Source organism: Arthrobacter sp. B0316-1-20 (assembly GCF_059091865.1).
In genome coordinates this window covers 24,652-48,676 of record NZ_JBNHHC010000034.1, presented here as the reverse complement: position 1 = coordinate 48,676, position 24,025 = coordinate 24,652, and the positions used below count along the sequence as shown (strand labels likewise).

Annotated in this window: 19 protein-coding genes and 2 tRNA genes; 10 read left to right on the top strand and 11 right to left on the bottom strand. The window is 67.4% G+C overall.

Annotated elements, in window-relative coordinates:
• The first annotated feature begins 68 nt into the window (after window positions 1-68).
• Window positions 69-2,072 carry an FAD/NAD(P)-binding protein gene (locus AC5RW2_RS32600; protein ID WP_493963827.1) on the top strand — a complete coding sequence of 668 codons (2,004 nt, stop codon included), beginning with the start codon at window positions 69-71 and terminating at the stop codon, window positions 2,070-2,072.
• Between the two features lie 119 nt (window positions 2,073-2,191).
• On the opposite strand, the gene AC5RW2_RS32595 is transcribed toward AC5RW2_RS32600, so the two are convergent.
• The 4 genes from AC5RW2_RS32595 to AC5RW2_RS32580 all read right to left on the bottom strand — a co-directional run bounded on the left by AC5RW2_RS32595 (window position 2,192) and on the right by AC5RW2_RS32580 (window position 7,646).
• Entirely contained in the window at window positions 2,192-4,006 is a 1,815-nt protein-coding gene (locus AC5RW2_RS32595) for an ExeM/NucH family extracellular endonuclease (RefSeq protein WP_494074938.1), read from the bottom strand.
• Between the two features lie 73 nt (window positions 4,007-4,079).
• A complete protein-coding gene (locus AC5RW2_RS32590; RefSeq protein WP_494074937.1) occupies window positions 4,080-6,605 on the bottom strand; it encodes a 5'-nucleotidase C-terminal domain-containing protein in 2,526 nt (841 codons plus the stop codon).
• A gap of 290 nt (window positions 6,606-6,895) precedes the next feature.
• A complete protein-coding gene (locus tag AC5RW2_RS32585) occupies window positions 6,896-7,399 on the bottom strand; it encodes a septum formation family protein (protein WP_493963826.1) in 504 nt (167 codons plus the stop codon).
• Window positions 7,400-7,558: 159 nt separating this feature from the next.
• Window positions 7,559-7,646: transfer RNA gene (locus AC5RW2_RS32580), tRNA-Ser, on the bottom strand.
• An 88-nt stretch (window positions 7,647-7,734) separates the two neighbouring features.
• Here AC5RW2_RS32580 and AC5RW2_RS32575 point away from each other — a divergent pair.
• From AC5RW2_RS32575 to AC5RW2_RS32550, 6 genes are all read left to right on the top strand, one after another.
• Entirely contained in the window at window positions 7,735-8,715 is a 981-nt protein-coding gene (locus AC5RW2_RS32575) for an NAD(P)H-quinone oxidoreductase (protein ID WP_493963825.1), read from the top strand.
• Window positions 8,716-8,799: 84 nt separating this feature from the next.
• Window positions 8,800-11,100 carry a carbon starvation CstA family protein gene (locus tag AC5RW2_RS32570; protein WP_493951925.1) on the top strand — a complete coding sequence of 767 codons (2,301 nt, stop codon included), beginning with the start codon at window positions 8,800-8,802 and terminating at the stop codon, window positions 11,098-11,100.
• The gene (locus AC5RW2_RS32565) at window positions 11,084-11,293 is read left to right on the top strand and encodes a YbdD/YjiX family protein (protein ID WP_353917306.1); all 210 of its coding nucleotides are present in this window, start codon (window positions 11,084-11,086) and stop codon (window positions 11,291-11,293) included. The genes AC5RW2_RS32570 and AC5RW2_RS32565 overlap by 17 nt, the downstream gene beginning before the upstream one ends.
• A 128-nt stretch (window positions 11,294-11,421) precedes the next feature.
• A complete protein-coding gene (locus tag AC5RW2_RS32560; RefSeq protein WP_493951923.1) occupies window positions 11,422-12,054 on the top strand; it encodes a bacterial proteasome activator family protein in 633 nt (210 codons plus the stop codon).
• Window positions 12,055-12,058: 4 nt separating this feature from the next.
• The gene (locus tag AC5RW2_RS32555) at window positions 12,059-12,532 is read left to right on the top strand and encodes a hypothetical protein (protein ID WP_493951922.1); all 474 of its coding nucleotides are present in this window, start codon (window positions 12,059-12,061) and stop codon (window positions 12,530-12,532) included.
• Window positions 12,533-12,642: 110 nt separating this feature from the next.
• Window positions 12,643-15,339, top strand: a complete 2,697-nt coding sequence (locus AC5RW2_RS32550) for a PEP/pyruvate-binding domain-containing protein (protein ID WP_493963824.1) — start codon at window positions 12,643-12,645, stop codon at window positions 15,337-15,339.
• Here AC5RW2_RS32550 and AC5RW2_RS32545 read toward each other — a convergent pair.
• The 6 genes from AC5RW2_RS32545 to tmk form a co-directional block, all read right to left on the bottom strand.
• On the bottom strand, window positions 15,336-16,160 hold the full coding sequence (locus tag AC5RW2_RS32545; RefSeq protein ID WP_493951920.1) for an arginase family protein: 825 nt from the start codon (window positions 16,158-16,160) through the stop codon (window positions 15,336-15,338). The two genes, AC5RW2_RS32550 and AC5RW2_RS32545, sit on opposite strands and share 4 nt — an antisense overlap.
• 114 nt (window positions 16,161-16,274) lie before the next feature.
• Entirely contained in the window at window positions 16,275-16,889 is a 615-nt protein-coding gene (locus AC5RW2_RS32540; protein ID WP_493951919.1) for an FMN-binding negative transcriptional regulator, read from the bottom strand.
• A 126-nt stretch (window positions 16,890-17,015) separates the two neighbouring features.
• Window positions 17,016-17,091 (bottom strand) — tRNA-Thr (locus AC5RW2_RS32535).
• Between the two features lie 98 nt (window positions 17,092-17,189).
• Window positions 17,190-18,746 carry an alpha/beta hydrolase gene (locus tag AC5RW2_RS32530; RefSeq protein ID WP_493963823.1) on the bottom strand — a complete coding sequence of 519 codons (1,557 nt, stop codon included), beginning with the start codon at window positions 18,744-18,746 and terminating at the stop codon, window positions 17,190-17,192.
• A 44-nt stretch (window positions 18,747-18,790) separates the two neighbouring features.
• The gene (locus AC5RW2_RS32525) at window positions 18,791-19,930 is read right to left on the bottom strand and encodes a DNA polymerase III subunit delta' (RefSeq protein ID WP_493963822.1); all 1,140 of its coding nucleotides are present in this window, start codon (window positions 19,928-19,930) and stop codon (window positions 18,791-18,793) included.
• Window positions 19,927-20,577: a dTMP kinase gene (gene tmk, locus AC5RW2_RS32520; RefSeq protein WP_493951831.1), complete on the bottom strand. Its 651-nt coding sequence runs from the start codon at window positions 20,575-20,577 to the stop codon at window positions 19,927-19,929. The genes AC5RW2_RS32525 and tmk overlap by 4 nt, the downstream gene beginning before the upstream one ends.
• 83 nt (window positions 20,578-20,660) lie before the next feature.
• On the opposite strand from tmk, the gene AC5RW2_RS32515 reads away from it, so the two are divergent.
• Together AC5RW2_RS32515 and AC5RW2_RS32510 are read left to right on the top strand one after the other, a co-directional pair.
• Window positions 20,661-21,827 carry a trans-sulfuration enzyme family protein gene (locus tag AC5RW2_RS32515; RefSeq protein ID WP_493963821.1) on the top strand — a complete coding sequence of 389 codons (1,167 nt, stop codon included), beginning with the start codon at window positions 20,661-20,663 and terminating at the stop codon, window positions 21,825-21,827.
• Between the two features lie 38 nt (window positions 21,828-21,865).
• Window positions 21,866-22,189 carry a DUF2516 family protein gene (locus AC5RW2_RS32510; protein WP_493942139.1) on the top strand — a complete coding sequence of 108 codons (324 nt, stop codon included), beginning with the start codon at window positions 21,866-21,868 and terminating at the stop codon, window positions 22,187-22,189.
• Between the two features lie 62 nt (window positions 22,190-22,251).
• On the opposite strand, the gene AC5RW2_RS32505 is transcribed toward AC5RW2_RS32510, so the two are convergent.
• Window positions 22,252-22,986, bottom strand: coding sequence for a class I SAM-dependent methyltransferase (locus AC5RW2_RS32505; protein ID WP_493952093.1), 735 nt, complete (start codon window positions 22,984-22,986; stop codon window positions 22,252-22,254).
• Between the two features lie 253 nt (window positions 22,987-23,239).
• On the opposite strand from AC5RW2_RS32505, the gene AC5RW2_RS32500 reads away from it, so the two are divergent.
• Window positions 23,240-23,998, top strand: a complete 759-nt coding sequence (locus AC5RW2_RS32500) for a phosphoglyceromutase (protein ID WP_493963820.1) — start codon at window positions 23,240-23,242, stop codon at window positions 23,996-23,998.
• The last annotated feature ends 27 nt before the right edge of the window (window positions 23,999-24,025 follow it).

Sequence of the window (24,025 nt, the reverse complement as noted above, 5' to 3'; positions counted from 1 at the left end):
CGGGGGCATGTGGCGCCTCCGCGGTCCTCCGGCCGGGCGACCACTCGGTAGACCTTAGGCTAGAAAGCATGGATAATCCGGGCATCTATCGTGTGGCTATCGTGGGCGCAGGCCCGCGGGGCACCTCCGTGTTGGAACGATTGCTGTCCAACCAGCAGGCATGCGGCGGAGCGCGGCTGCGGATCCATCTGGTGGATCCGTTCCCGCCCGGGCCGGGCCACGTCTGGCAGCCCGGCCAGTCCCGGTTGTTCCTGATGAACACGCCCTGCCTGTTCCCGACGGTGGTGCCGGCGCCCGGGACCGAGCATGTGGGGCCCGCACCGGTGGCCGGGATGACTTTCGAGGCCTGGCGCTCCGCGGTGGCGGACGGCAGCATTCCGGATGTGCCGGCGGATGATGCTGAGGAGGCAGCGGCGCTGGGGCCGGCGGATTTTCCCAGCCGCGCGCTATACGGGCGCTATCTGGCCTGGACCTTCGCGCACCTAGCCGCCCGGACCGGGGCGGATGCCTCGCTGACCGTTCACGCGGCGGAAGCCACCGGTCTGGCACTTCACGACGGCGGGTGGCAGCTTGAGCTGAACGACGGCACCACTCTGCCGGCCGACGCCGTGGTGCTGGCGCTAGGTCATGTGCCTGCCGCGCTGAACCCGGAGCAGCAGCAGCTCCAGGATGCGGCGGCGCGGCACGGCCTGCACTACCTGCCGCCGAACGTGCCGGCCGATGTGGACTGGGGCCGGCTCCCGCCCGGGCGCACGGTGCTGGTGCGCGGAATGGGCCTGAACTTTTTCGACCTGATGGTCCAAGTGACCGAAGGCCGCGGCGGACGGTTCGTGCCCGCGACGGACGCCGAGCCGCTGACGTACCTCCCGTCGGGGAAGGAACCGCGGCTGGTGGCCGGGTCCCGGCGCGGCACCCCCTACCGGGCGAAGGCCAGAATCGATAGCTACATCCCGGCCGGCGTCGAGCTGCAGCACTTCACCACGCACGCGGCCCGCCTGTTCGCCGAAGCCGGCGTGCAGCCCGGCTTCGACCACGACTTGTGGCCGATGCTGCACCGCGACGTCTATTGGACCTACTACTCCACTTTGGCGCGGGTGGAACCGGAGTGCCTGAAGGTGGCGCCGCAGGAGCTGCTGGCCGGGCTGGACCAGCTGTTGGCAGAGAAATGGGAGCCAGGAAACCGCACACTGCTGACGCGGGTTCGGGCGTACTTGGCCGAGCGGGTCAGCGAGGACAGGCTGCTGGACGTGGAAGGCCTGGCCAAGCCCTTCAATGGCCGCAAGTTCGCGTCCGCAGCGGAGTATCAGCAGGCGGTGCTGGACTATCTGGACACCGACGCGAACGGCTCTGCGCGCGGTACCGATGATCCGCTCAAGATGGCCATCGGGGCCCTCAACGCCGGTCGCTCGCTGCTCAAGAAGATTGTGGCCGACGGCGGCATTACCGAGGAATCGTGGCTGGCCGAACTTCGCGGCTGGTTCGAGCCGCTGGTCGAGGGGCTGGCCAGCGGACCGCCGGCCCAGCGCATCGAGCAGTTGGCTGCTCTGGCGCGGGCGGGCATCGTCCAGTTTGCGGGCCCCGAGCCGGTCTACCAAGTGGATCCGGACACCGGCCGCTTCCGGGTCACCTCGCCGTGGGTCGACGACGCCGACTACAGTGCCGCCTACCTGGTGGAGGCGATGATGCCGGCCAACCGGGTGGCCCACAACCGGTCGCCGCTGCTGCGCCGGATGTTGGAGGACGGCCTGGTCAGGCCCAAGCTGATGATCGGCCCCAACGGAACACCGGTAACAGGCTCCGGCCTGGACGTCACGCAGCCGCCGTACCGCCCGCTGGATCGGAACGGACAACCGGTGGCGAACCTGTATGTGATCGGGCTGCAGCTGTCCTCGGTGCAGTGGGGCACGTCGATTGCCGCCGAAGCCGGAGCTTCCGGGGAGACCGGCGGCCGGACCCTGCAGGATGCCAACCGGGTAGCCGCTGCCATCCTGGACGCAGCCGACAACAGAAGTCGGGCCGCCGCCGCGCAGGTGGGCACCGCCGTCGTTGGCAGCGGGATGCAAGCGCGCTGACGCCGTCACTGCCGCCGCCCAGGCGGGCCTGGGCAGAAAAGACAGGCAGGCCCTCCCCGAGTGGGAAAGCCTGCCTGTCTTTGTGCGTGGCTGCCGGTGGCTGAACCGCTGAGGCTTGCCTAGCGCTTCTTTCCGCCGTTGCCGCGGTCCTTGTCCATGTCCAGGCCCACGATGATCGGATCGTGGTCACTGGCCCGGTAGGGATTCGGGGCGTAGAAGTTGGTGGCGTTGTAGTTGTACCGGCTGTATTCCAGCGCGATGGATTCCACCGAGTTGATGTTCCAGATGTCGGCGCCCTTGACCTTTGCGTCCGCTGCGGGCGAGGCGAAGATGTAGTCCAGCGAGCCGACCATGCCGCCGAAACTGTAGCTGTGTTCGCCGGTCTTGGCGCCCTGATCCACGTAGTAGGCCTCGGTGAGGACCTTGATCGGGTCCTCCTTCGCGTAGGAGTTGAAGTCGCCGGTCAGCAGCACCTTGTCGGTCCGGAACTTCTCCTGCATCTGCTCTGCGAAGTCCACCAGTGAATGCGCCTGCGCGGTGCGGGCTGCATTCCAGGCACCCTGGCCGTGGTCGGCGTTCTCGCCGGAGTTGGGGCCAGAGCCCTTGGACTTGAAGTGGTTGGCGATCACGATGAAGGTATCCGAGGGTCCGTTCTTGGCCTTGAACGCCTGGGCCAGCGGTTTGCGCGCGTTGGCGAAGGCTTCGGTGTCGTTGTGGATCACCGACTCCTGGACCGTCTTCACCTCGTCCTTCTTGTAGATGAACGCGGTGCGGATGAAGTCCTCGTCCGCCAGCGCCGGCAGCTGCTCGGGCGACCGGACGTAGTCCCAGCCGCCGTGCGCCTTGCCCTTGTCCGAATGCTTGCCGTTGTGGCGGGTGTCGCCCAGATCAGCGTTCAGTGCCTTGGTCAGTGCGGCCAGGGCGGCGTCGCGGTCCTTGCCGAACTGGGCGGAGTTCTCGATCTCCTCCAGCGCCACAATGTCCGCGTTCAGCGTGTTGATGGCCGCAACAATCTTGGCCTGCTGGCGTTCCAGGTTCTCCGCGTCCCAGGCCCCGCGGGCATCGCAGTTGCGGGCCGTGATCGGGTTGCCGTCGCGGTCCGTGAAGGCACCGCAGCCGGCCACCTGGTCGCCGGTGGTGCTGAAGTAGTTCAGCACGTTGAACGCAGCGAGCTTTACGCCGCCGACCTGCTCCGGCGCATCGGTGCGGGTGTTCTGGAACGACGCCGGCTGGACAGTTTCAGCGTTGTCCACCATCAGGTGGCCCAGCGGCTGGAAACGCCAGAGGTCGAACCGGTAATCCAGCACCACGTTGGTGGCGAACTCGGCGGGGGAGCCCACCCGGACCGGATCCTCGGCGGACAGGTAGGGCAGCGGGATGTCCTTGTTGGCGTCCGCGCCCAGATAGTTGACACTCGAGCCGTCGTCCAGTGTGACGGCCAGGGCGGCGTTCTTCTCGGTCTCGGCCCAGAACGCGTCCGAGCCGTAGGCACCGACCGCGGTGGGCTGCACCAGCGGGGAGTTTCCGGCGGCAAGGCCGATCTCGCCGTACTGGTTCAGAGCGAAGTTGTCGGTGACGGTGAAACTGCCTTGGGGCGCCAGCAGCATACCCTCGAACTTCTCGCGCTCCGCCTCCGTGGCCGGCCAGCCGATGGCTGCTGCCTTTGGTGCTTCCGCGGCCTCCTTGAGCACCGTCAGGCCGTCCGCAGGCACGGTGATTTCGGTCAGGCCGTGGAACTCGCTGACCTTGCCGGTGACCTCCACGAAATCGCCAAGCTCCACCTCACCGACGGTCTCGGGGGAGAAGACGAACACCGCGTCCGACCCGGTCCGGTCGCTGGTGTTGGTGTCGCCGCCGGTCCCTTCAGTCTGCAGGTAGTAGCCATCGAACCCGCCGGTGGCGTAGGCCGCGGTCACTACACCGCGGGTGGTCACGGTCTTGCCGGCCAGCGGGGACTGCGTGCCGGTGCCCTGGATTTCAGCGATGGTGGCTGCCTCCGGCTCCGGATCACCGCCGCCGTTGCCCTCGCCGGAACCCCTGCGGGGAGATGTCTTCGCTGAGGCTGAAGTCCGCCGCGTTGTTGTTGGTGTCGGTTCCGTCGGCGCGGTTCATCGACCGCACGTCCGTGTTGTTCCGCGGCGACTGGGCCGCTGCGGTCTCGAAGGTGTTCGAGCTGCCGTAGCCCAGCAGGTCCACCACATTGCTGCGGTCGACCACCGAACCGGTGCCTAGGTCGGCCACTGCGCCGGCCTGGTTGGCCAGCAGCAGGGTGCCGGTGGTCCCGGACGGCGACAGGCTGGTCACCAGGTCAGGTTCCGGCAAGTTTTTGCCGCTGGGACCGTTGGAGTTGGCCTGCACCAGGAAGTAGCCGCCGGCCTCGATGCTGCCGGACAGCGCCGCCACACCGGTGGGGGTGGCGGTTCCCGTGGCCGACCGGTACTGCAGCGACCAGCCGTCCAGGCTGACCTCGGCGTCGGTGGGGTTGTAGAGCTCGATGAACTTGTTCTGGTAGGCAGCGCCGGCGCTGCCGCCGGACAGGTAGGCCTCGTTGATCACCACATGGTCGGCACCGGCGCTGCCGCCGGCCTCGATGGCGGACGGCAGCCGGAAGGTGGTTCCGGAGGCGGCAGCGCTCAGTTCGAAGTAGCCGCCGTCCAGAGCGGAAGGAGCAGCGAACTCGATGGAGGCACCGCCGTCGGCCACCGGGAAAGTGCCCAGCTCGGTGCGGGTGCCGGCCGCGTCAACGTAGGCCAGCGACACCTCCTTGTTTACTGGAGCGCCCAGCGAGGTCAGGTCCAGCCTGGCTAGCTTCACGCTGACCTGCTGGCCGGGGCCGATGGATTCCGGTGCCCCGGTCAGCTGCACGGTGCGGCGGGCGAAGTCCGGCGAGAGCGGGCTGTTGTCCTGGATATAGGCGATCCAGGCGTCGCGGTCCACCAGGCCGGAGTCGCGGGTGTCCGCGCCCTTGGTGAAGACGTGGAAGTTGTCTCCGCCCTGGGCCAGGAAGCTGAAGGTGCCCACCCGGTAGCCGCGTTCCGGGTCCAGCCGTTCGCCGTTGACCCAGACGCCGGTGATGCGCTCGCCTTCGGGCAGCGCCGCGTCGTAGGTGTAGTTGACGTTCTTGCTCAGGCCCAGCTGCAGGTAGGCGCGGCTGGGCACCTCGCCGGCAGCGGTGCGCTGCCATTGCTGCTCCAGCAGGGTCTTGAGCTGGGCGCCGGTCAGTGTGGTGGTCCACAGGTTGTTCAGGAAGGGCAGCACCCCGTTGGCCTCGGCGTAGGTGACCGTGCCGTCGGGTGCGTAGTAGAGCTCGTTCCGCAGCCCGCCGGGGTTCACCACACCGATTTCCGCCCCGCCGCGTTCGGCGGAGGCGAGGGATGCCAGCAGCGAATCGGCCACCAGGTTGCCCAGCGTCGATTCGGAGCCGCGGTCGTCTCGGTCCGGCTCGGTATCCGCGTCCGGGCCGTCGGGCAGGAAGGCGGTGGTGATGTCGCCGGTGACCGAGCCGACCGGCTGGGCGCCGACCTTTTCGGCGTTTTCCAGCGCGGCCTGGACGAGTGAGGACACTTCGGCTACCCGCGGATAGGCGGACACCAGTTCGCTGTCGGCGGTGCCGGTCCGCGGCACGACGGCGGCGGTGTGCGCCAGCACCTCGTCGGTTTCGGCGTCGTAGCTCAGTTGGACTTGGCCGATGTTCGCGCCATAGGAACCGGTCTGCACCACGGGCCGAGTCTTGCCGTCCGCGCCCGGAACCGGGGCGTCGAAGCTGTAGGCCTGGTGGGTGTGGCCGTTGAAAATGACGTCCACGTCCGGGCTCGTCTCGTTGACGATCCGGTTGAACACCGCACTCGCCGCCACGGCGCTGGCCAGGTCCGCGTTCGTGTTGGCGCCCTCGTGGTAGGAGGCCATGATGATGTCGGCTTCGTCACCTGCGCCGTCCGTCAGTTCAGCCGCCACCCGGTTGACGGCGTCCACCGGGTCGCCAAACTCCAGGTCGGCGATCCCGCCCGGGGACACCAGCGAGGCGGTTTCCTCGGTGACCACGCCGACCACGCCGACGGTCACGCCGTTGACCGGGACCAGCTCGTACTCCGGCAGGGCAGGTTCAGTGGTGCCGGCCCGGTACACGTTGGCGCCCAGTTGGGGGTACTTGGACGCAGGGGCCACACGGTCCGTCAGGTCGGCGAAGCCGCGGTCGAACTCGTGGTTGCCCACCGCCGTCGTCGCCAATTCCAAGGCATTGAGCACATCGATGGTCGGCTGGTCCTGCTGGGTGGATGACGCGAAGACCGAGGCGCCGATGTTGTCGCCGGCGGAGGTGAGCAGCGTTCCCTGGGGGTTCTGCGCCCGGAGTTGTTCCACGGTGCCCGCGAACTTGACCGTATTGGCGTCGATCCGTCCGTGGAAATCGTTAATGCTCAGAAGATTGAGTTCGACTGGATCGGCCGCATGCGCAGGTAGCGCCGCGAAGGGCGCCGCCACCAGGCCTGCCGTCAGGACCGCAGCCAGCGCGGTCTTCGGTGATGAAGTAGGCATTTGGCCCTATCTCTCAAGGTGAAAGTGATGATCCGCGCACCCAGGGAACGGCTGCGGCACGGCTGCACGGTGCAAGCACCGCTCCCCAGTCCATCTGGCAGGGATGAACGGGAGGTTACCCGAGGGCCAGAACCAGCGGAATACTTCTGTGAAAGAACAGCTTCAAAGAGGGTGAAACGTTCCCCAGGTCTTGACAGAAAGGCCTAAGCCGGTTGAGCAGTGGAGCGGCGGACCCGCTGGGCAGAGTGGCGCCCGGCGGGGCTAGCCCCCGCCGTGAGCGGCCCGCTCGACTACCGGCGGCTGTCCTTGAGCGTGCCGGTGGTGGGCTCATCCTTGGCGCCCACCAAGCAGAGCAGTTCACGGTCCTGCTCGCTGCTCCAGCTTGCCTCGGTGGGGTTCAGATGGATCAGCTCCAGCGCGGAGTCGTCGTAGGGGATGCCGGCGAAAGCCTTGAACTCTGCCACACAGAACTCTTCGGCCTTGGCCGCCACTTCCTTGTCGCCGGGGTAGTCGCCGTCGGGCAGATTGCTGGACGCGAACGCCTCCAGTTCGTGCGGCTGATCGCACGGCACGAACTCCACCTCGGTGAGGCGCTCCGCGCGCGGGTTGTTCAGGCAGTCGCCCACCTTGATGGCGTACGCGCCGGCGGAAGCGGCTTCGGTCACGGCACCGGATTCATCCCGCGGCGGCTCCTGCGGGCCGTCCAAGCCGCAACCGCTCAGCGCTGCCATAAGGACGACGACGGCGGACGCCTTGAGCGGGCGGCGGCGGACAGGCGCGGACTGACTGGGCACGGGGTCTCCTCGGCTTCTGGTGCAACGGCTCCTAGCCGAGGGTATACCGGCGGTGCGGGCGAGGCAGAATACACGCCCACCTTGGCCGTGACGCTCCCGTCTTATGACATGAAAAGCAGCAGGTGCCCGGCCGGACGGCCTGGACACCTGCTGCTGAAGCGGAAGGTATGGGATTTGAACCCATGAGACGGGGTTACCGCCTACTGGTTTTCAAGACCAGCTCCTTCGGCCGCTCGGACAACCTTCCTCGCCTTGTAGTCTGTCACGGAGGGGCGCGCCCGGGCAAAGTGCGCGCCCGCAACGTTTCTGTCCGGACATGGCGAGTGAGGCTGGCAATGAGAGCGGTGTTTTACCAGGAAGCGGGCGGCCCCGAGGTCCTGAGGCTGCGGGACACTGAAGCCCCGCAGCCGGCCGAGGGCGAGGTGGTGATCGATGTGGCTGCCGCCGGCGTCAATCGCGCGGACGTGCAGCAGCGGATCGGCGTCTACCCGCCGCCGCCGGGTGCCTCCGAGATCCCGGGCCTGGAAGTATCCGGCCGGGTGTCCGCCGTCGGCCCCGGCGTCACCGCACCCCGGGTCGGCGACGAAGTGTGCGCCCTCCTGGCCGGCGGCGGCTACGCCGAACAGGTTGCGGTCCCCGCGGGTCAGGTGCTGCCGGTGCCCCGGGGCGTGGACCTGGTGACGGCCGCGGCGCTGCCGGAAGTGGCCGCCACGGTCTTCTCCAACCTGTTCATGGCCGCCGGCGTGCAGGCTGGCGAAACCGTACTCATCCACGGCGGGGCCGGCGGCATCGGCACCATGGCCATCCAATTGGTCGCGGCATTCGGAGCCGTCCCGGCGGTGACGGCCGGCAGTCAGGAAAAGCTCGACGTCGCGCGCGAACTGGGTGCCGAGGTGCTGATCAACTACCGCGAGGAAGACTTCGTGGAGCGGATCAAAGAGGCTACCGGGGGCCGCGGCGCGGACGTCATCCTGGACGTCGTGGGTGCCAAGTATCTGCAGCGGAACGTGGACGCCCTTGCCACCTCCGGCCGGCTGGTCGTGATCGGCCTGCAGGGCGGGGCCAAGGCTGAACTGAACCTGGGCCAGCTCATGGCCAAGCGCGGTGCGGTGATCGGCACCACCCTGCGGGCGCGCCCTGTGGAGGAAAAGGCAGCCATAATGCACGCGGTTGCCGAGCATGTTTGGCCGCTGGTGGTGTCCGGGGACGTCAAACCGCAGGTGCACCGCACCTTTGCTTTGGCGGATGCTGCTGCGGCCCACGAGTACTTCGATTCGGGCGCCCACACCGGCAAGATCCTGCTCACTACCCGCTGAAAAGGGCGGCTCCGTTCCCTGTAGACGGCGGCGCTGCTACGGTGCATCGTTAATAGCATCGGCGTTCCACGAAGGGGGAGCATCATGAGTGAGAAACCCGCCGGGGCCCTGTCCGGGCAAGCCGGAAATGAGCCGGATTCCGACGTGCTGGTCCAGGACCCGAACCTGCCGCCGGTAGCGCTGGATCCGGCTGCGGAGGCCGCGCAATATAAGTGGACGCCTACCAAGATCGTTATCTGGGTCGCCATCGCGCTGCTGGGCGGGGTCAGCTGGAGCATGCTCGCCTTTTCCCGGGGTGAAACGATCAACGCGATTTGGTTCGTCTTCGCCGCGGTGTGCACCTATTTCATCGCCTACCGCTTTTACTCCAAGTACATCGAGAACAAGCTGACCCGCCCCAACGATCGGCGTGCAACACCGGCCGAGTACAACGCGGACGGCAAGGATTTTGTCGTCACCGACCGGCGGGTGCTCTACGGCCACCACTTCGCCGCTATCGCCGGCGCCGGTCCGCTGGTCGGGCCCATCCTGGCCGCGCAGATGGGCTACCTGCCCGGCACCTTGTGGATCATCGTCGGCGTCGTCCTGGCCGGCGCGGTGCAGGACTACCTGGTGCTGTTCTTCTCGATGCGCCGCGGCGGCCGCTCGGTGGGCCAGATGGCCCGTGAGGAACTCGGCGTCGTCGGCGGCATCGCGGCTCTGATTGCCACGCTGGCCATCATGATCATCATCGTGGCGATCCTCGCCCTGGTCGTCGTGAACGCCCTGGGCGAGTCGCCCTGGGGCGTCTTCTCGGTTTCGATGACCATCCCGATCGCCCTCTTCATGGGCATCTACCTGCGCTTCCTCCGGCCGGGCAAGGTCAGTGAAGTCTCCATCATCGGTTTCGTGCTGCTCATTGCCGCCATCATCGGCGGCGGGGCGATCGCCGAAACCGGGTGGGGTGCGGCAATCTTCACGCTGGACCGGACCACCATCGCCTGGGGCATCATCATCTACGGCTTCATCGCGGCTGTGCTGCCGGTCTGGCTGTTGCTCGCCCCGCGCGATTATCTTTCCACTTTCATGAAGATCGGCACCATCCTGATGCTGGCGCTGGCCATTGTGCTGGTCCGGCCTGAGATCAACGTCCCGGCCTTCAGCGAGTTCGCCGGCCGGTCCGACGGGCCCGTAGTCCCCGGTTCGCTGTTCCCGTTCCTCTTCGTCACCATCGCCTGCGGCGCAATCTCCGGATTCCACGCGCTGATTGCTTCCGGTACCACGCCAAAGATGCTGCACAAGGAAAAGCAGACCCGCTTCATTGGCTACGGCGGAATGTTGATGGAGTCGTTCGTGGCCATCATGGCGTTGGTCGCGGCCCTCTCGATCGACCGCGGGATCTACTTCGCGATGAACTCTTCCGCGGGGGCGACGGGTGGCACGGTGGAAGGTGCAGTGGCCTTCGTCAACAGCCTGGGCTTGTCTAACGTGAACCTGACGCCGGACATGCTGACCGAACTGGCCCGCAACGTCGGCGAGCAATCAGTGGTCTCACGGACCGGCGGCGCGCCCACCCTCGCCGTCGGTCTCTCGCATATTATGCACGGGCTGATTGGCGGCGTGGCGATGATGGGCTTTTGGTACCACTTCGCCATCATGTTCGAGGCATTGTTCATCCTCACCGCGGTTGATGCCGGAACCCGGGTGGCCCGCTTCATGTTGCAGGACACCATCGGCAATGTCCTGCCGAAGTTCAAGAACATGTCCTGGCGCCCCGGCGTCTGGATCTGCACAGCGATCATGGTGGCCGGCTGGGGGTACATATTGATCCTGGGCGTAACCGATCCATTGGGCGGCATCAATACGTTCTTCCCGCTCTTCGGCATTGCCAACCAACTGCTGGCTGCCATCGCGCTCGCGGTCTGCCTGGCGATCGCGGCGAAGCGCGGGGCGTTCAAGTACCTGTGGATCATCGCGCTGCCGCTGGCCTTCGTGACTGTCATCACCGTCTGGGCTTCGATCTTGAAGATCTTCAGCCCTGATGTGAAGGTGGGCTACTGGGCCAACAACATCGCCAACCGCAATGCCCTGGCTGCCGGCGAGACCAGCTTGGGGAACGCGCACTCGGTGTCTGAAATGGAGGCGGTGGTCCGCAACACCGCGGTGCAGGGCACGCTGTCCATCATTTTCGTGGTCCTGACCATCATCGTCATCGCCACCGCCCTCTGGGCCACCTACAAGTCCTGGCGGCTGGGCGGGGAACCGTCGCACGAGGATCCGGCGGTTGTCTCCTCGACCTACGGGCCGGCGAGCCTCTTTGCCACTCGGCAGGAGAAGGAACTGGAGAAACAGTGGAACGCACTGCCCGTCGCGACAAGGCGGCATGGACATGATGTCGAGCATTAACTGGCCCCAGGCACGGCGCGGCTGGCGGAGCTTCGCCTGGTACTTCAAAGGAGTGATGGGCGAACACGCCTACCAGGACTATCTGGAACACCACCGGCGGGCCCACCCCGGCACTGAACCGATGAGCGAACGCGAGTTTTGGCGGGACAAGACGGACCGGCAGGAGAACAACCCGCAGGGCCGCTGCTGCTGACTCGAGAATAACGAGGCGGTGCCCGCACCCGAGCGTTGAAAAGGAACGTTCCGGTGCGGGCACCGTCCCGCCCGGACCGGGACGGGGTCCGGTCTGCGCCGGGTGGCTGTCTCTGGCAAGATGAAAACATGAGCGAAGAGCAGACGTCGCAGCCCGAAGAACCGGTCATCGTCGGCGCACTATCCGGCCAGCGCCAGGATGGCGGTGAACCGCAGCCCGAGGAGGCCGACGCCGACGCGCCCCGGTCCGGCCGCGGTGGCGGCTCCAAACTCGCGGACCTGGTGGACGAACCGGCCAAGGTGATGCGGATCGGCACCATGGTTCGCCAGTTGCTGGAAGAAGTACGCAGTGCACCGCTCGATGACGCCGCCCGCACCCGTCTGGCCGAAATCCACGAGCGGTCCGTCAAGGAACTCGAGGACGGGCTGGCACCGGAGCTGGTCGAAGAGCTGCACCGCATCAACCTGCCCTTCACCGACGATTCCACGCCGTCGGACGCCGAGTTGCGGATTGCCCAGGCGCAGCTGGTCGGCTGGCTGGAAGGCCTGTTCCACGGAATCCAGACCGCCATCGCAGCACAGCAGGCAATCAACCAACAGATGGCGGCGCGGATGCAGATGCGCCAGCTGCCGCCCGGCACCATGATTGCGCCGGGCGTCGTGATCGGCGACGACGGCGAACCGCGCCGCGCCCCCGGAGCCGAGGGGGAGAACGCCGGCCAGAGCGGCGAACGCCACGTCGGTCCCGGGCAGTACCTCTAGGACCGTGGCGCTCTTCGGCGTTGCCCGGCAGGCCCGCCGGGACGATAAGGACCTCGGCAAAGGTATCTGGCGCCGCGCGCATGACCGCTTCCGCCGTGCCCTGGAGCGCTACCATCAAGTCCTCGAAGGCGTGCAGGACGACGGACTCTACGGCGAATTGCTGCCCATCGCCAACCAGTTGGCGGCGCTGTTGCCCCGGGTGCGCAACTGCTGTGTTGCGGCGCAATCGATGCATCCAACCGACGGCCTGGACATCCCGGGCGGCGCCTTGGCCGAGGTCCACCGAAGCCTCTCCAAGGCCGGCAACTCGCTGGCTGCCACAGCGCAGGCAGCAGCCATGGCGAGGCTCGGCGGCACCCAGGACTATGCGACCGGGGTCGAGAACGTGCGTCGCCACGCCGCCGTCGTCCTGTCGGATCTAGCCGAGGCCGAGCGCCTGCTGGCCGGCCTGGAGCGCGGCGGCGCAGGGCAGCCCTAGCCGGCATCAGCCCATCGCCACCATGGCCTCTGGGATCCGGCCGTGCCATCATGTTGGCAATCAGGTGCCAGTGTCGACGGCCCGGTGCCGGGCGGAACGGACGCACGCTCATGGCCTACATCAACCCATTCGACGATGTGGGAGAAGGGGATCTTGCCGCCGCCGGTGGCAAGGGCGTTGGCTTGGGCGGCCTCATCCGAGCCGGGGTACCGGTGCCCCCGGGCTTTGTGCTGAACACCGCGGCCTATGCAGCTTTCGTTGATGCCAATCACCTTGCGGCGCGCATCCAAGAGCTGGCCAATCTGGGACCGCAAGCGGCGATGCAGGACTACCAGCGGGCCTCGGAGCAGATCCGCGCCCTGTTCACCGGCGGCACTATGCCGGACGACGTCGCCGCTGAACTCGGCGCTGCGTACCAGGGGCTAGGTAACGGGGATACGCCGGTGGCAGTGCGCTCCTCTGCCACCGCCGAGGACCTCGCCGCGGCCAGCTTCGCCGGACAACAGGACAGCTACCTCAACGTGCACGGCGCCCAGGCCCTTGCCGCCGCCGTGACTGACTGCTGGGCCTCGCTGTGGACGGCCCGCGCCATGGCCTACCGGGCGCGTGAAGGCATCGGACCTGCGTCGGTGCGCCTGGCGGTGGTGGTCCAGCGGATGGTCAGCGCCAACGCGGCCGGGGTCATGTTTACCGCCAATCCGGCCAACGGCCGCCGCGACCAGATCGTGATCAGCGCCGCTTGGGGCCTGGGCGAATCCGTGGTCAGCGGCACGGTCACCCCCGACAACATCGTCGTCGACGCGGCGACTGGCCGCGTGCTCGCGCGGCAGACAGCCGGCAAGGAAGTCATGACTGTCGACGCGGAGCAGGGCACCCGGGAGCAGCCGGTTCCGCAGGAGCTCCGCCGCCAGCAGGTACTGGATGATCCGGCAGCTACGGGACTGGCCCGCTATGGAGCACGGATCGAGGACCACTTCGGGGCGCCGCAGGACATCGAGTGGGCACGAACCGGCGACGGGTTTTTCTTCCTCCAGTCGCGGCCCGTTACGGCGCTTCCTGAACCGGCGGCTGACCCCCCGGTCAGCTGGCCCCTGCCCTACCGCAACGGGCTCTACTTCCGCGCGAGCATCGTGGAACAGTTGCCGGACCCGCTCTCGCCGCTGTTTGCTGACCTGATTGACGGCGCCGTGTCGCGGTCGCTCAGAGTCCTGATGGACGAAGCTGTGGGCAAGAACGTGATTCACGACGGCGATGTGGGGCTGCCCACCGTCAACGGCTACGCCTACTATTACTACCGCAGCCGGGCGATGGTGCGGATGATGGGCCGGACACCCACCGCGATGATGGCACTGGTGCGCGGCAAGGCCCACATGGGGATCACCGGATGGCGGGAATACTCCCACCCCCGCTACGAGCGGATCGTTGCGGAGTGGTCGGCGAAGCCGGTACGGGAACTGTCGGGCGAGGAACTGATCGGGGGCATGCAGTCCTTGGTGGATGCTTGTGCCGTGTACTACACGGCGGTGCAGTCGATCATTCCGCTTGCCGCGACCAGCGAAATCTGCTTCACCGCGTTTTACAACAAGGCCGTCCGCCGAACCGAAGATCCGCCCGCGGTGACGTTCCTGCTGGGTTATGACAGCGAACCCATCCGGGCGGAAAAGTCCCTCTATGACCTCGCTGCCTGGGCCCGCGATGTGCCGGGGCTGGTCACAGCGCTCCTTGATACGCCGGCAACAGTGCTGGCCGAATCACAGCGCGCGCAAACCCCTCCAGCCGGAGTGGATCCTACCCTGTGGCGGCAGTGGCAGCCGCGGCTGCAGGCCCACCTCGACCGTTTCGGGCATGCGGTCTTCAACCTCGACTTCATTCATTCGGTGCCTGCCGATGATCCTTCACCACTGCTGGAAACGGTGAAGTTCTACCTGCGCGGCCAGGGCCAAGACCCGTACGAACGCCAGAGCACGTCGGCCGCCCGCAGGGAGGACCACACCAACCGCATCGCCGCCCGGCTCGGGCAAACCCGCAGGGCCGCCGCATTCTTCCGGTTGCTGCGGTGGGCGCAGAACGCCGCACCCATCCGCGAGGACGCCCTGGCCGACGTCGGCCTGGCCTGGCCGCTGGTCCGCCGGATGCTGCTGGAGCTCGGACAACGGCTGGTCGACGCCGGCGTGATCGCAGAGCCCGCCGACGTGTTCTGGCTGCGCCGCCAGGAACTGGCCAGCGCCGTCGACTTCGGCCTCGCCGCCCCGCGGACCCGCGAAGCCCCGGTAATCCGGGGCCCGGAGCAGCCCGGAACCCCGGCGGTAGTCATCACCGGAGCAGACCGTCCAGTCCGGGCAGACGCCGTCGAGGAGCGCAAGATGCTGTGGCGCGGCCAGCTCAAAGCTGCCGCCCCGCAGATGCTACCCGAGAGCCGACTGATGGAACGAGCCTTCGGGTCCATGATGCCCGCGCGTCCGCAGCAGGCTGACGGCACCATCAAAGGGATAGCAGCCAGTCCCGGCCGGGTCAGCGCTCCCGCTCGGGTTTTGAGCGGTCCGGAGGACTTCGCCCGGATGGCGCCCGGCGATGTCCTGGTCGCCCGCATCACTACTCCTGCCTGGACGGCGCTGTTCGCCATGGCCTCGGCCGTGGTCACCGACGTCGGCGGGCCCTTGAGCCACAGCTCCATCGTGGCCCGGGAATACGGCATCCCCGCCGTGCTCGGCACGGCAGTGGCCACCCGCCGCATCACCAGCGGCCAGCGGATCCACGTCGACGGCGACGCCGGCACTGTCACGACCGAACACCCGCCCGCTACCTAGCGTTGGAGTTCCAGCGGCTGCTGCAGGTGTTGGAAGGTCTCCACGATGAGCTCGACGCTCAGCGCTTCGGGAACGTCCGGGTCGCCGGCTTCGAACTCGGCCAGCTCCACGCCGCGGATACTCTCGGTGGGCAGCGCCGCAAAGACCGCGGCGACCTGGCGGGGCAGCAGCCCGGAAGGAATTTGGTAAGCGGCGGGAATGTAACCGGGCTCCAGCACGTCCCAGTCCACATGGATCCAGACGGGGCGGCCGGCAACGAGCTCCAGCACCGCCTCCGGGGTGGCCTGCTCCGGTGACAAGATGGTGACCGCGGCGTGCTGAAGCAGGTCCATCTCGGCGGCGTCGATGTCCCGAGCGCCGGCCAGAATCACGTTCCGCGGGTCCACAGTGCCGCCGTGGCCGCTGTCCCACAGTCCGCAGGCGCCCGCCAGCGCCATCCCGCCGAGGTAGCCGGACTCGGTGGTGTCCGGCGTGTTGAAGTCCCCATGGGCATCGATCCACAGGACTACGGCGTCGGGATACCTTTCCGCTGCCACAGGCAGGGTGGCCAGGCTGGCCGCGCAGGTGTTGGTGACCAACAGCGGTATCTCGCCGGCGGCCAGGGACGAGCCGACGGCGTCGGCGAGCCCGCGCAGAGTCTCCGCTGCCTGGTCAAGGGCCGGCCGCCAGTCATCCTGGATCGCCGGCGACGGCTGACCCACAACGGTCGCCTCGACCGACAGGTGCTCGGCCAACGCACGTCCGGCCTTCCGCGCCCCGACGAGGGCGCCTTCGGTGCGATCGGCCACCCTGCCCTGGTTGATGATCAGGCGGTAATCCAAGGTTGTCCTTCTTTCCAAACACATGTCATCGGTGACCGGGCATGCAGCGGCGGCCTTCCCCATTCTTCCCGAAGGTGCGACGGCCACCGAAACCCACGGACCTCTGGCCGGGCATCACTCGCCGGCGGACGGGGTATGTGTTCGTCGCATCTCTCGGGCGAGGGCAGGGTTGCCCTGCTCCAGCTGGGCGATGACGTTCTGCACGATGTCGGGCTGCTTGTTCTGGCTGAGCTTCGCTCTCGCGTCGAACCGTTCCACGAGCATCCGCAGTCCGACGGTGCCCTTGGCTATGCGGCGGGTTCCTTGTTCGTCTTCGCTGAGGTGCCGGCCGCCCGGATGATGCTGCTCAAAGTGGTCGGTGAGACGGGTGAGCATGTCGTAGTTCTCTTCATCGCTGAGGATTTCCGGCGTTCCGTAAAGATGTGCGGTGACATGGTTCCAGGTCGGGACCAGATCGCCGGGTGCGTACCAGCTGGGGGATACATAGTCGTGTGGGCCTTGGATGATGACGAGAATTTCGTGGCTGCCTAGCTCATGCAAGGTCTCGTCGGGGCGGCCGAAGTGGCTCACGATGGTGATCTCGTCACGGTCTTCCGCGAGCAACACCGGGTAGTGCGAGGCAACCAGGCCGTTGCTTGTCGCCGAAACGAAGGTGGCCCAGGGGTTGTTCCGGATCAAGCGCTTGACTTCGGCCGGATCGGTCATCAGGTAGGCGGGCGTGTGCCGCATCAGGGAGTTCCTTTCGGGAATGCACCGAGGCAACCCAGGAGAACAAGGGTCTACCGGGCCAGCATGCCACCTTCTGAGTCCTCAGGGATACGAAAACCCTTAGAACCATGGGTCCTAAGGGTTTGCTGGAGCCCCCTGCCAGAATCGAACTGGCGACCTTTTCATTACGAGTGAAACGCTCTACCGACTGAGCTAAGGAGGCGGGACGCTGCACCGTTACCGGGCTGAATCCACGAAGAACAACTATATGGGAGCCGTGGCGGGGCGGTCAAAACGGACCAGCCCGCCGGGCGGGCCGGCCTAGGAGCAGACGGTGCCTTCGGCAGGCATGGTCCCGTCGGCGAAGTAGCGGTCCACGGCCTCGCGGATGCAGGTGTTCCCGCGCCCGTACGCCGTGTGCCCCTCGCCCTCGTAGGTCAGCAGCGTCGCCGACTCCAGTTGCGCGGCCATCGATTCGGACCACTCATAGGGGGTGGCCGGATCCCCGGTCGTGCCGATCACCAGCATGGGGGCGGCGCCCTCGGCGTGGATCGGGGCGGGTTCACCTGTTGGTTCGTACGGCCAGTCCCGGCAGTTCACCCCGCCGAAGGCCAGGTAGCGGCCGATGGTGGGGGAGGCCTGCTCCAGTTCCTTGGCGTCCTGCCGCATACCGGCCAGATCGGTCACCATCGGGTAGTCCAGGCAGTTGATCGCCATGAACGCGTCCGTGGTGTTGTTGGTGTAGTGGCCGTCCGGATCGCGTCCGGCGCCGGCGTCGGCCAGCAACAGCATGCTGCTGGGATCACCCCGGAACGCGGTGCTCAGGGCCTGGGTCAGCTCCGGCCAAAGGGCGTCGTTGTACAGCGGGACCAGCAGGCCGGACACGAAGGTGCCCACCGGGACCAAGCGGCCGTCCGGCGCGGTGAGCGGGCTCTCTTCGACAGAGCGGATCAGGTCCCGCAACTGGTCAACGGCGTGGTCCACGCTGCCGCTCATCGGGCAGTCGGCATTGTCCAGGCAGTACGCCGTGTAGGCGTGGATGGCCTTCTCGAAAGCGGCCGCCTGGCCCAGCGTGACCTGCTCGTTGCTCAGCGCGGGATCCAGCGCGCCGTCGAGCACCATCCGTCCCGTCCGTTCCGGGAAAAGCCCGGCATAGGTGGCACCCAGGAACGTGCCGTAGGAAAAGCCCAGGTAGTTCAGCTTTTCATCACCGACCACAGCGCGCAGGATGTCCATGTCCTTGGCGGCGCTGACCGTGTCAACATGTCCCAGCACCGGACCCGTCTTCTCCGCGCACTTGGCGGCGAGTTTGGCGGCGTCGTCGATGGCCCGCTCAATATCCGCATCCGAGTCGCGGTTGTAGTCAGTCTGCCGGGCCTCATCGCGTTCGGCATCGGTCTGGCAGGTCACCGGCGCGGACCGCTGGACCCCGCGCGGGTCAAAGCCAACCAGGTCGTAGTCGCTGCGGAGCTGCTTGGAGAACATCGTCTGCAGGCCGTCGCGCAGCAGGTCGTAGCCGGAGGCGCCGGGACCGCCCGGATTCACCAGAATGGACCCCTGGGCGGAACCGCCGGCGTCGCTGCGGATCGCGGCAATCTTGATTTTCTCGCCGCCGGCGTCCGCGTAGTCCAGCGGCACGTCTATATTGGCGCACTCCAAACCGTTCTCGCAGGGCTTCCAGTCAACGGTCTGCGTGTAGAACGGCATCAGCTCTTCGGCCACACCGTCGGTCACTTGGGCCGGGTCCGCGGGCCCGCGTGCCTGTTCCGGTGCGATCACCGAACAGCCGGAGCCCAGCAGAAGGACGACGGCGGCCAGCACCGCCGCAGCGGAATGGCGCAGCGTGGTTGCGGGGTGCCTGTGGCTGGTGCGGGGCATGCGGGCGGCTCCTGGGTAGTGCTGCAACGAAATTCGGGTCGGACTCAGAGCAGGCTGACGGCCATGGCTTCCATGGCTAAAACGGGGGCAACGTTGGTGCCAAGGCGCTGCCGGGCCTGGGCGATGGCGTCCATCCTGCCCAACGTCTGTTCGGGGGTGGAACGTTCCGCGTAGTTGGTCAGGTCCTGGCGCAGGTAGTCATTGACCAACTCTGTGCCGGTGCCCAGTTGCAGGGTTAGCACGTCCCGGAAGAAGGTGCTCAGGTCGATCAGCACCCGGTCCAGCGAGTCGCTGAGGCTGCGCTTGGCACGGCGTTTCTGGTCTTCTTCCAGCCGCTTGAGCTGGCTGCGGATGGCCGGTGGCATGGCGCCTTTTTCCGGCGCGCCCAACGCGATCAGCAACGCTTCGCGCTCGGCTTCGTTGCGCTGTTCAGAGGCGGCCGCGGCGTCGGCGTTGGAAATTTCCACCAGCTCGCCGGCGGCGGTGACGGCATCGGCCACCCCGCGCAGCCGCAGCGGCAGCCGAACAATCGTGTCGCGCCGATGCCGCGCGTCGGCGTCGGAGGCCAGGCGGCGGGCCACACCGATGTGGCTCTGCGAGACCCGGGCGGCGAAACCGGCCAGGTCGGGATCGGCGCCGTCCCGGCGGACCAGCAGCGCCGCAACGTCGTCGGCCGGCGGAATGCGCAGGCTGACCGGGCGGCAGCGCGACCGGATGGTGACCAGCACGTCCGCCGGGCTGGGAGTGCACAGCATCCAGATGGTCCGCGGTGGCGGTTCTTCGATGGCCTTGAGCAGCACATTGGTGGTGCGTTCGGTCATCCGGTCCGCGTCCTCGATGATGATCACACGCCAGCGGCCCGAGGACGGTTTGTCCTGCGCCTTGCCGACCAGCTCGCGCATCTCCTGAATGGAAAAGGTCACGTTCTCGGTGGCCACCAGGGTGGCGTCCGCGTTGGAGCCCGCCAGCACGGTGTGGCAGGCGTGGCAGGTTCCGCAGCCGCGCTCGGCCGGATCCTGCTGTTCGCAGAGCAGCGCGGCGGCGAAGGACGTGGCGGCGTTGCTGCGGCCGGAGCCGGGCGGGCCGGTGAACAGCCAGGCGTGCGCGGGGCGTTCGGCGGCCGCCGCGCGGCTGAGCTGTTCGATCACCGCGCTCTGGCCGGGCAAGTCGGACCAGACGCTCATGAGATCAGCTCCTGAACCCGGTCCATGATGGCTGCGGTGATGTCCTCCCGGGCGGCGCCGGCGTCCAGGATGAGGTATTTTTCCGGGGCAGCGCCGGCCAGCTCCAGGAACGCCCCGCGGATCCGCGAGTGGAAATCGTCGGGCTCGGACTCCAGCCGGTCTTCGGCAGCGTCGCCGGCCGTTCGGCGGTCGCGGCCCTGCTGCGGGGCGACGTCCAAGAGCACGGTCAGGTCCGGCAGCAGCCGCTCCGTGGCCCACAGGTTGAGCTCCCAGACTTCCGCCAGGCCGAGCCCGCGGCCGGCACCCTGGTAGGCCACCGAGGAGTCGATGAAGCGGTCGCACAGCACCACGTCGCCGCGTTCCAGCGCCGGCCGGATGACCTGTTCCACGTGGGCGGCGCGGGAGGCGGAAAAGATCAGCGCTTCGGTGCGGGCATCGATCTCGCCGTGGCCGTGTTCGAGCACCAGCGCACGCAGCTTTTCGCCAACCGGCGTGCCGCCCGGCTCCCGGGTGCGGAGCACCGTGCGGCCCATCGCCCGCAGGCGGTGCTCGACGGCGGTGGCCTGGGTTGATTTTCCGGCCCCATCCCCGCCTTCGAATGCGATGAAGAGGCCGCTGGCGTGGGCGGGCTGGCGGTCGGAACTCACCTGATTAGCCTAGCCGGAATCGTCGGTGCACGCGGGACGGTCACAGTTAACGTGTGAATGGCGGCCGGTACTAATCTGCTGTCATGACCGACGCCTCCTCCCGCGACCTTCAGCATGCCGAGCATCTTGCTCCGGACACCGTGGTGGTGTCTGCCGGACGCCCGCCTCGGGACCACGATGCCCCGGTCAATCCGCCGGTGGTGCTGTCCTCCACCTTCTTTGGCCGTGGCGAAGTGGTCCAAGGAGACCGCGCCTACGGGCGTTACTCCAACCCGACCTGGGATCCCTTTGAGGAGACCTTGGCCGAGTTGGAGGGCGCCTCGCTGCCCGGCCTTGTCTTCGCGTCGGGCCTGGCCGCCGTCTCGGCCGCGTTGTCGCTGATTCCCTCCGGCGGCGTTTTGGTGATGCCGCGGCACAGCTACCAGGGCAGCCTGGCCATGGCCGAGCAATTGGCCGAGCGGGGCGAACTGCAGTTGCGCACGGTGGACATTGCGGACACCGACGCCGTGACAGCGCAGCTGGGCGGCGCCGACATGCTGTGGCTGGAAAGCCCAACGAACCCGATGCTCGAGATCGCCGAAATGGAGGTTCTTGCCAGCGCCGCGCAGCAGGCCGGTGCCATCGTGGTCGCGGACAATACCTTTTCCACGCCCTTGGGGCAGCGTCCGCTGGCGGCGGGGGTCGACGTCGTGGTGCATTCGGTGACCAAATATCTGGCCGGCCATTCGGACGTGGTGCTGGGCGCCGTCGTGACCTCCAACGAAGAGCTGCGCTCCAGGCTGCTGGTGCACCGGTCGCTGCACGGGGCCATCGCCGGACCGTTCGAAACCTGGCTGGCGCTGCGCGGAGTTCGGACCATGGCGCTGCGGATCGAGCGCTCGCAGGCCACCGCCGGCGAGCTGGCCCGTAAATTGCAGCAGCACCCGGCGGTGGAGGCCCTGCGGTATCCGGGCCTGCCCGAGGATCCGGGTCATGCCCGCGCCGCCGCCCAGATGGACGGCTTCGGCTCCATCATCGCCATCCAGGTCAAGGGTGGTGCCGCCGCCGCGGACAAGGTCATCGACGCGCTGCAGCTGTGGCTGCCAGCAACCTCGCTCGGAGGGGTCGAGTCGCTGATCGAGCGGCGCCGTCGCCATGTCAATGAGCCGGACAGCGTGCCGGAGGACCTGCTGCGGCTCTCGGTAGGGATCGAGAACCCTGCCGACCTGTGGGCGGACCTCGACCAGGCGCTGATCGCGGCGGACGTGTGAGGCTGCCGAAACATACCGCCACCAGTTAGGCTTAAGGCGTGCAACTTGCCTACGAGATCCAGTACTGGCTTTACATGGTCCTGGGGCTGATCGCCCTGGTTATTGAACTGTGGGCGTTGGCCGATTGCGTGGGCCGCAAGGCCGACTATTTTCAGGCCGCGTTCAAGAAGACCAAGGGGTTCTGGCTCGGCGTGCTGGTGGCCGCCACGGCAGTCGGCGCGTTGGCCGCTTTGGGGGCCGGCGGCCTGGGTACGTGGATGATCTTCCAGTTGGCTGCCGCCGCCGCGGCCGGCGTCTACCTGGCGGACGTCAAGCCCGCCCTGATCGAGGTCAAGGGCGGCGGTTCGGCTTACCCCTGGTAAGTGGACCGCAACAACGCATCCGACTGTGCTGATCTGGCCCAGCGCCCGGGCGATTCCGGGCGTTATCCGTACAGCGGTTTGGGAGCGACCGCTTTCCACGCGACGGTGACCTCACCCAGACGCCAGCGCGAGGGGCCATCCAAAACCGGCCATCCGGCGTCGTGCATTGATTTGCACATGGCCAGCCAGCGCTGCCGGTGCCCGAACGGGGCCAGCGGAGCCGCATCCGCCCAGGCTCTGTCCAGCGCCCGCAGATAGCGGTGCACCGGCTCGCCGGGGACGTTGTGGTGGATCAGGGCCTTGGGCAGCCGTTCGGCCACTTCCGACGGCCGCGTGAACGCGCCGAAGCGCAGCGAGATGCTCAGCGAGAGCGGCCCTTCCGGGGCAACGGCGATCCACGTGGCCCGGCGTCCGATTTCATCGCAGGTGCCGTCGACGAACAACCCGCCGGAGGCCAGCCGGCCGCATACGGTGTCCCACGCTGCGCCGAATTCGGATTCCGGGTACTGCCGCAGCACGTTGAAGGCGCGGACCACCGCGGGACGCCGGCCGGAGACCGGGATTTCGAACCCGCCCTGGCGGAAGCTCAGGCCCGGGCGTTCCAGCGGCTTGGCGACGGCGACGCGGGCCGGTTCGATCTCAATGCCGATCACTTCAACATCGGCGCGCACCCGGCAGAGGCGGTGGTGAAGTTCGACGGCGGTGGTTGGCGCGGCTCCATAGCCCAGGTCGATGACCAGCGGATCCACCGCCCGGCGCAGGCGGGTGGCTTCGGGGCCGGCTAGCCAGCGGTCCATTCGCCGCAGTCGGTTGGGATTGGTGGTGCCCCGGGTGACAGTTCCAATGGGTCGGCGGACCGGCCGGCTGGCGGTCGTGGTGGTCTGGGGCACGAAAAAAAAGAATAAGCGAACTGCTGCCCGGCTCAGGTCGCAGTGGGGCCGATTGTGCCCAAGCTCACGCGGGAATTTCTTCCCTCCACCAGCCGGTCCGACGGCGTAACGTCCCGGCGGAGCCGCCGGTGTCGGGCAGCACTCCGCTAGGATTGCTGCCATGACAGCCACTTCGAAACACACGCTGGTCCTGTTGCGCCACGGGCAGAGCGACTGGAACGAAAAGAACCTCTTCACCGGCTGGGTTGACGTCCCGCTGACCGACCTGGGACGCAAGGAAGCGCACCGGGGCGGCGAACTGCTGGTGGAGCACAACCTGCTGCCGGACGTTCTGTACACCTCCCGGCTGAAGCGCGCCATTGTCACCGCCAACATTGCGCTGGAAGCCGCCGACCGCAGCTGGATCGACGTCAAGCGCAGCTGGCGGCTGAATGAGCGCCACTACGGTGCCCTACAGGGCAAGGACAAGTCCCAGATCCGCGACGAATTCGGCGAGGAACAGTTCATGATGTGGCGCCGATCCTACGACACCCCGCCGCCCGCCTTGGACGACGCCAGCGAGTGGTCGCAGGTCAACGACCCGCGCTACGCGGATCTGGGCGACAATGTTCCGCGGACCGAGTGCCTCAAGGATGTGCTGGAGCGCTTCCTGCCGTACTGGGAGTCGGACATCTCCGTGGATCTGACGTCGGGCAAGACCGTGCTGGTGGCCGCCCACGGCAACTCGTTGCGCGCGCTGGTCAAGCACCTGGACGGCATCACTGACGATGACATTGCCGGGCTGAATATCCCCACCGGCATCCCGCTGGTATACGAACTGGACGAGAACCTGAAGCCGGTCAACCCGGGCGGCACCTACCTGGACGCCGACGCCGCGGCCGAAGCTATCCAGGCCGTGGCCAATCAGGGCAAGAAGTAACCGCTGGCTTAAACCGGAAGGCCGACT

What these genes read in the sequence shown, in the direction of transcription:
- AC5RW2_RS32570 (WP_493951925.1), top strand. Translation starts at nt 8,800, where the DNA reads ATGAGTGAGAAACCCGCCGGGGCCCTGTCCGGGCAAGCCGGAAATGAG.
- AC5RW2_RS32500 (WP_493963820.1), top strand. Translation starts at nt 23,240, where the DNA reads ATGACAGCCACTTCGAAACACACGCTGGTCCTGTTGCGCCACGGGCAG.
- AC5RW2_RS32550 (WP_493963824.1), top strand. Translation starts at nt 12,643, where the DNA reads ATGGCCTACATCAACCCATTCGACGATGTGGGAGAAGGGGATCTTGCC.
- AC5RW2_RS32525 (WP_493963822.1), bottom strand. Translation starts at nt 19,930, where the DNA reads ATGAGCGTCTGGTCCGACTTGCCCGGCCAGAGCGCGGTGATCGAACAG.
- AC5RW2_RS32560 (WP_493951923.1), top strand. Translation starts at nt 11,422, where the DNA reads ATGAGCGAAGAGCAGACGTCGCAGCCCGAAGAACCGGTCATCGTCGGC.
- AC5RW2_RS32575 (WP_493963825.1), top strand. Translation starts at nt 7,735, where the DNA reads ATGAGAGCGGTGTTTTACCAGGAAGCGGGCGGCCCCGAGGTCCTGAGG.
- AC5RW2_RS32565 (WP_353917306.1), top strand. Translation starts at nt 11,084, where the DNA reads ATGATGTCGAGCATTAACTGGCCCCAGGCACGGCGCGGCTGGCGGAGC.
- AC5RW2_RS32540 (WP_493951919.1), bottom strand. Translation starts at nt 16,889, where the DNA reads ATGCGGCACACGCCCGCCTACCTGATGACCGATCCGGCCGAAGTCAAG.
- AC5RW2_RS32530 (WP_493963823.1), bottom strand. Translation starts at nt 18,746, where the DNA reads ATGCCCCGCACCAGCCACAGGCACCCCGCAACCACGCTGCGCCATTCC.
- AC5RW2_RS32505 (WP_493952093.1), bottom strand. Translation starts at nt 22,986, where the DNA reads ATGGACCGCTGGCTAGCCGGCCCCGAAGCCACCCGCCTGCGCCGGGCG.
- AC5RW2_RS32600 (WP_493963827.1), top strand. Translation starts at nt 69, where the DNA reads ATGGATAATCCGGGCATCTATCGTGTGGCTATCGTGGGCGCAGGCCCG.
- AC5RW2_RS32515 (WP_493963821.1), top strand. Translation starts at nt 20,661, where the DNA reads ATGACCGACGCCTCCTCCCGCGACCTTCAGCATGCCGAGCATCTTGCT.
- AC5RW2_RS32590 (WP_494074937.1), bottom strand. Translation starts at nt 6,605, where the DNA reads ATGCCTACTTCATCACCGAAGACCGCGCTGGCTGCGGTCCTGACGGCA.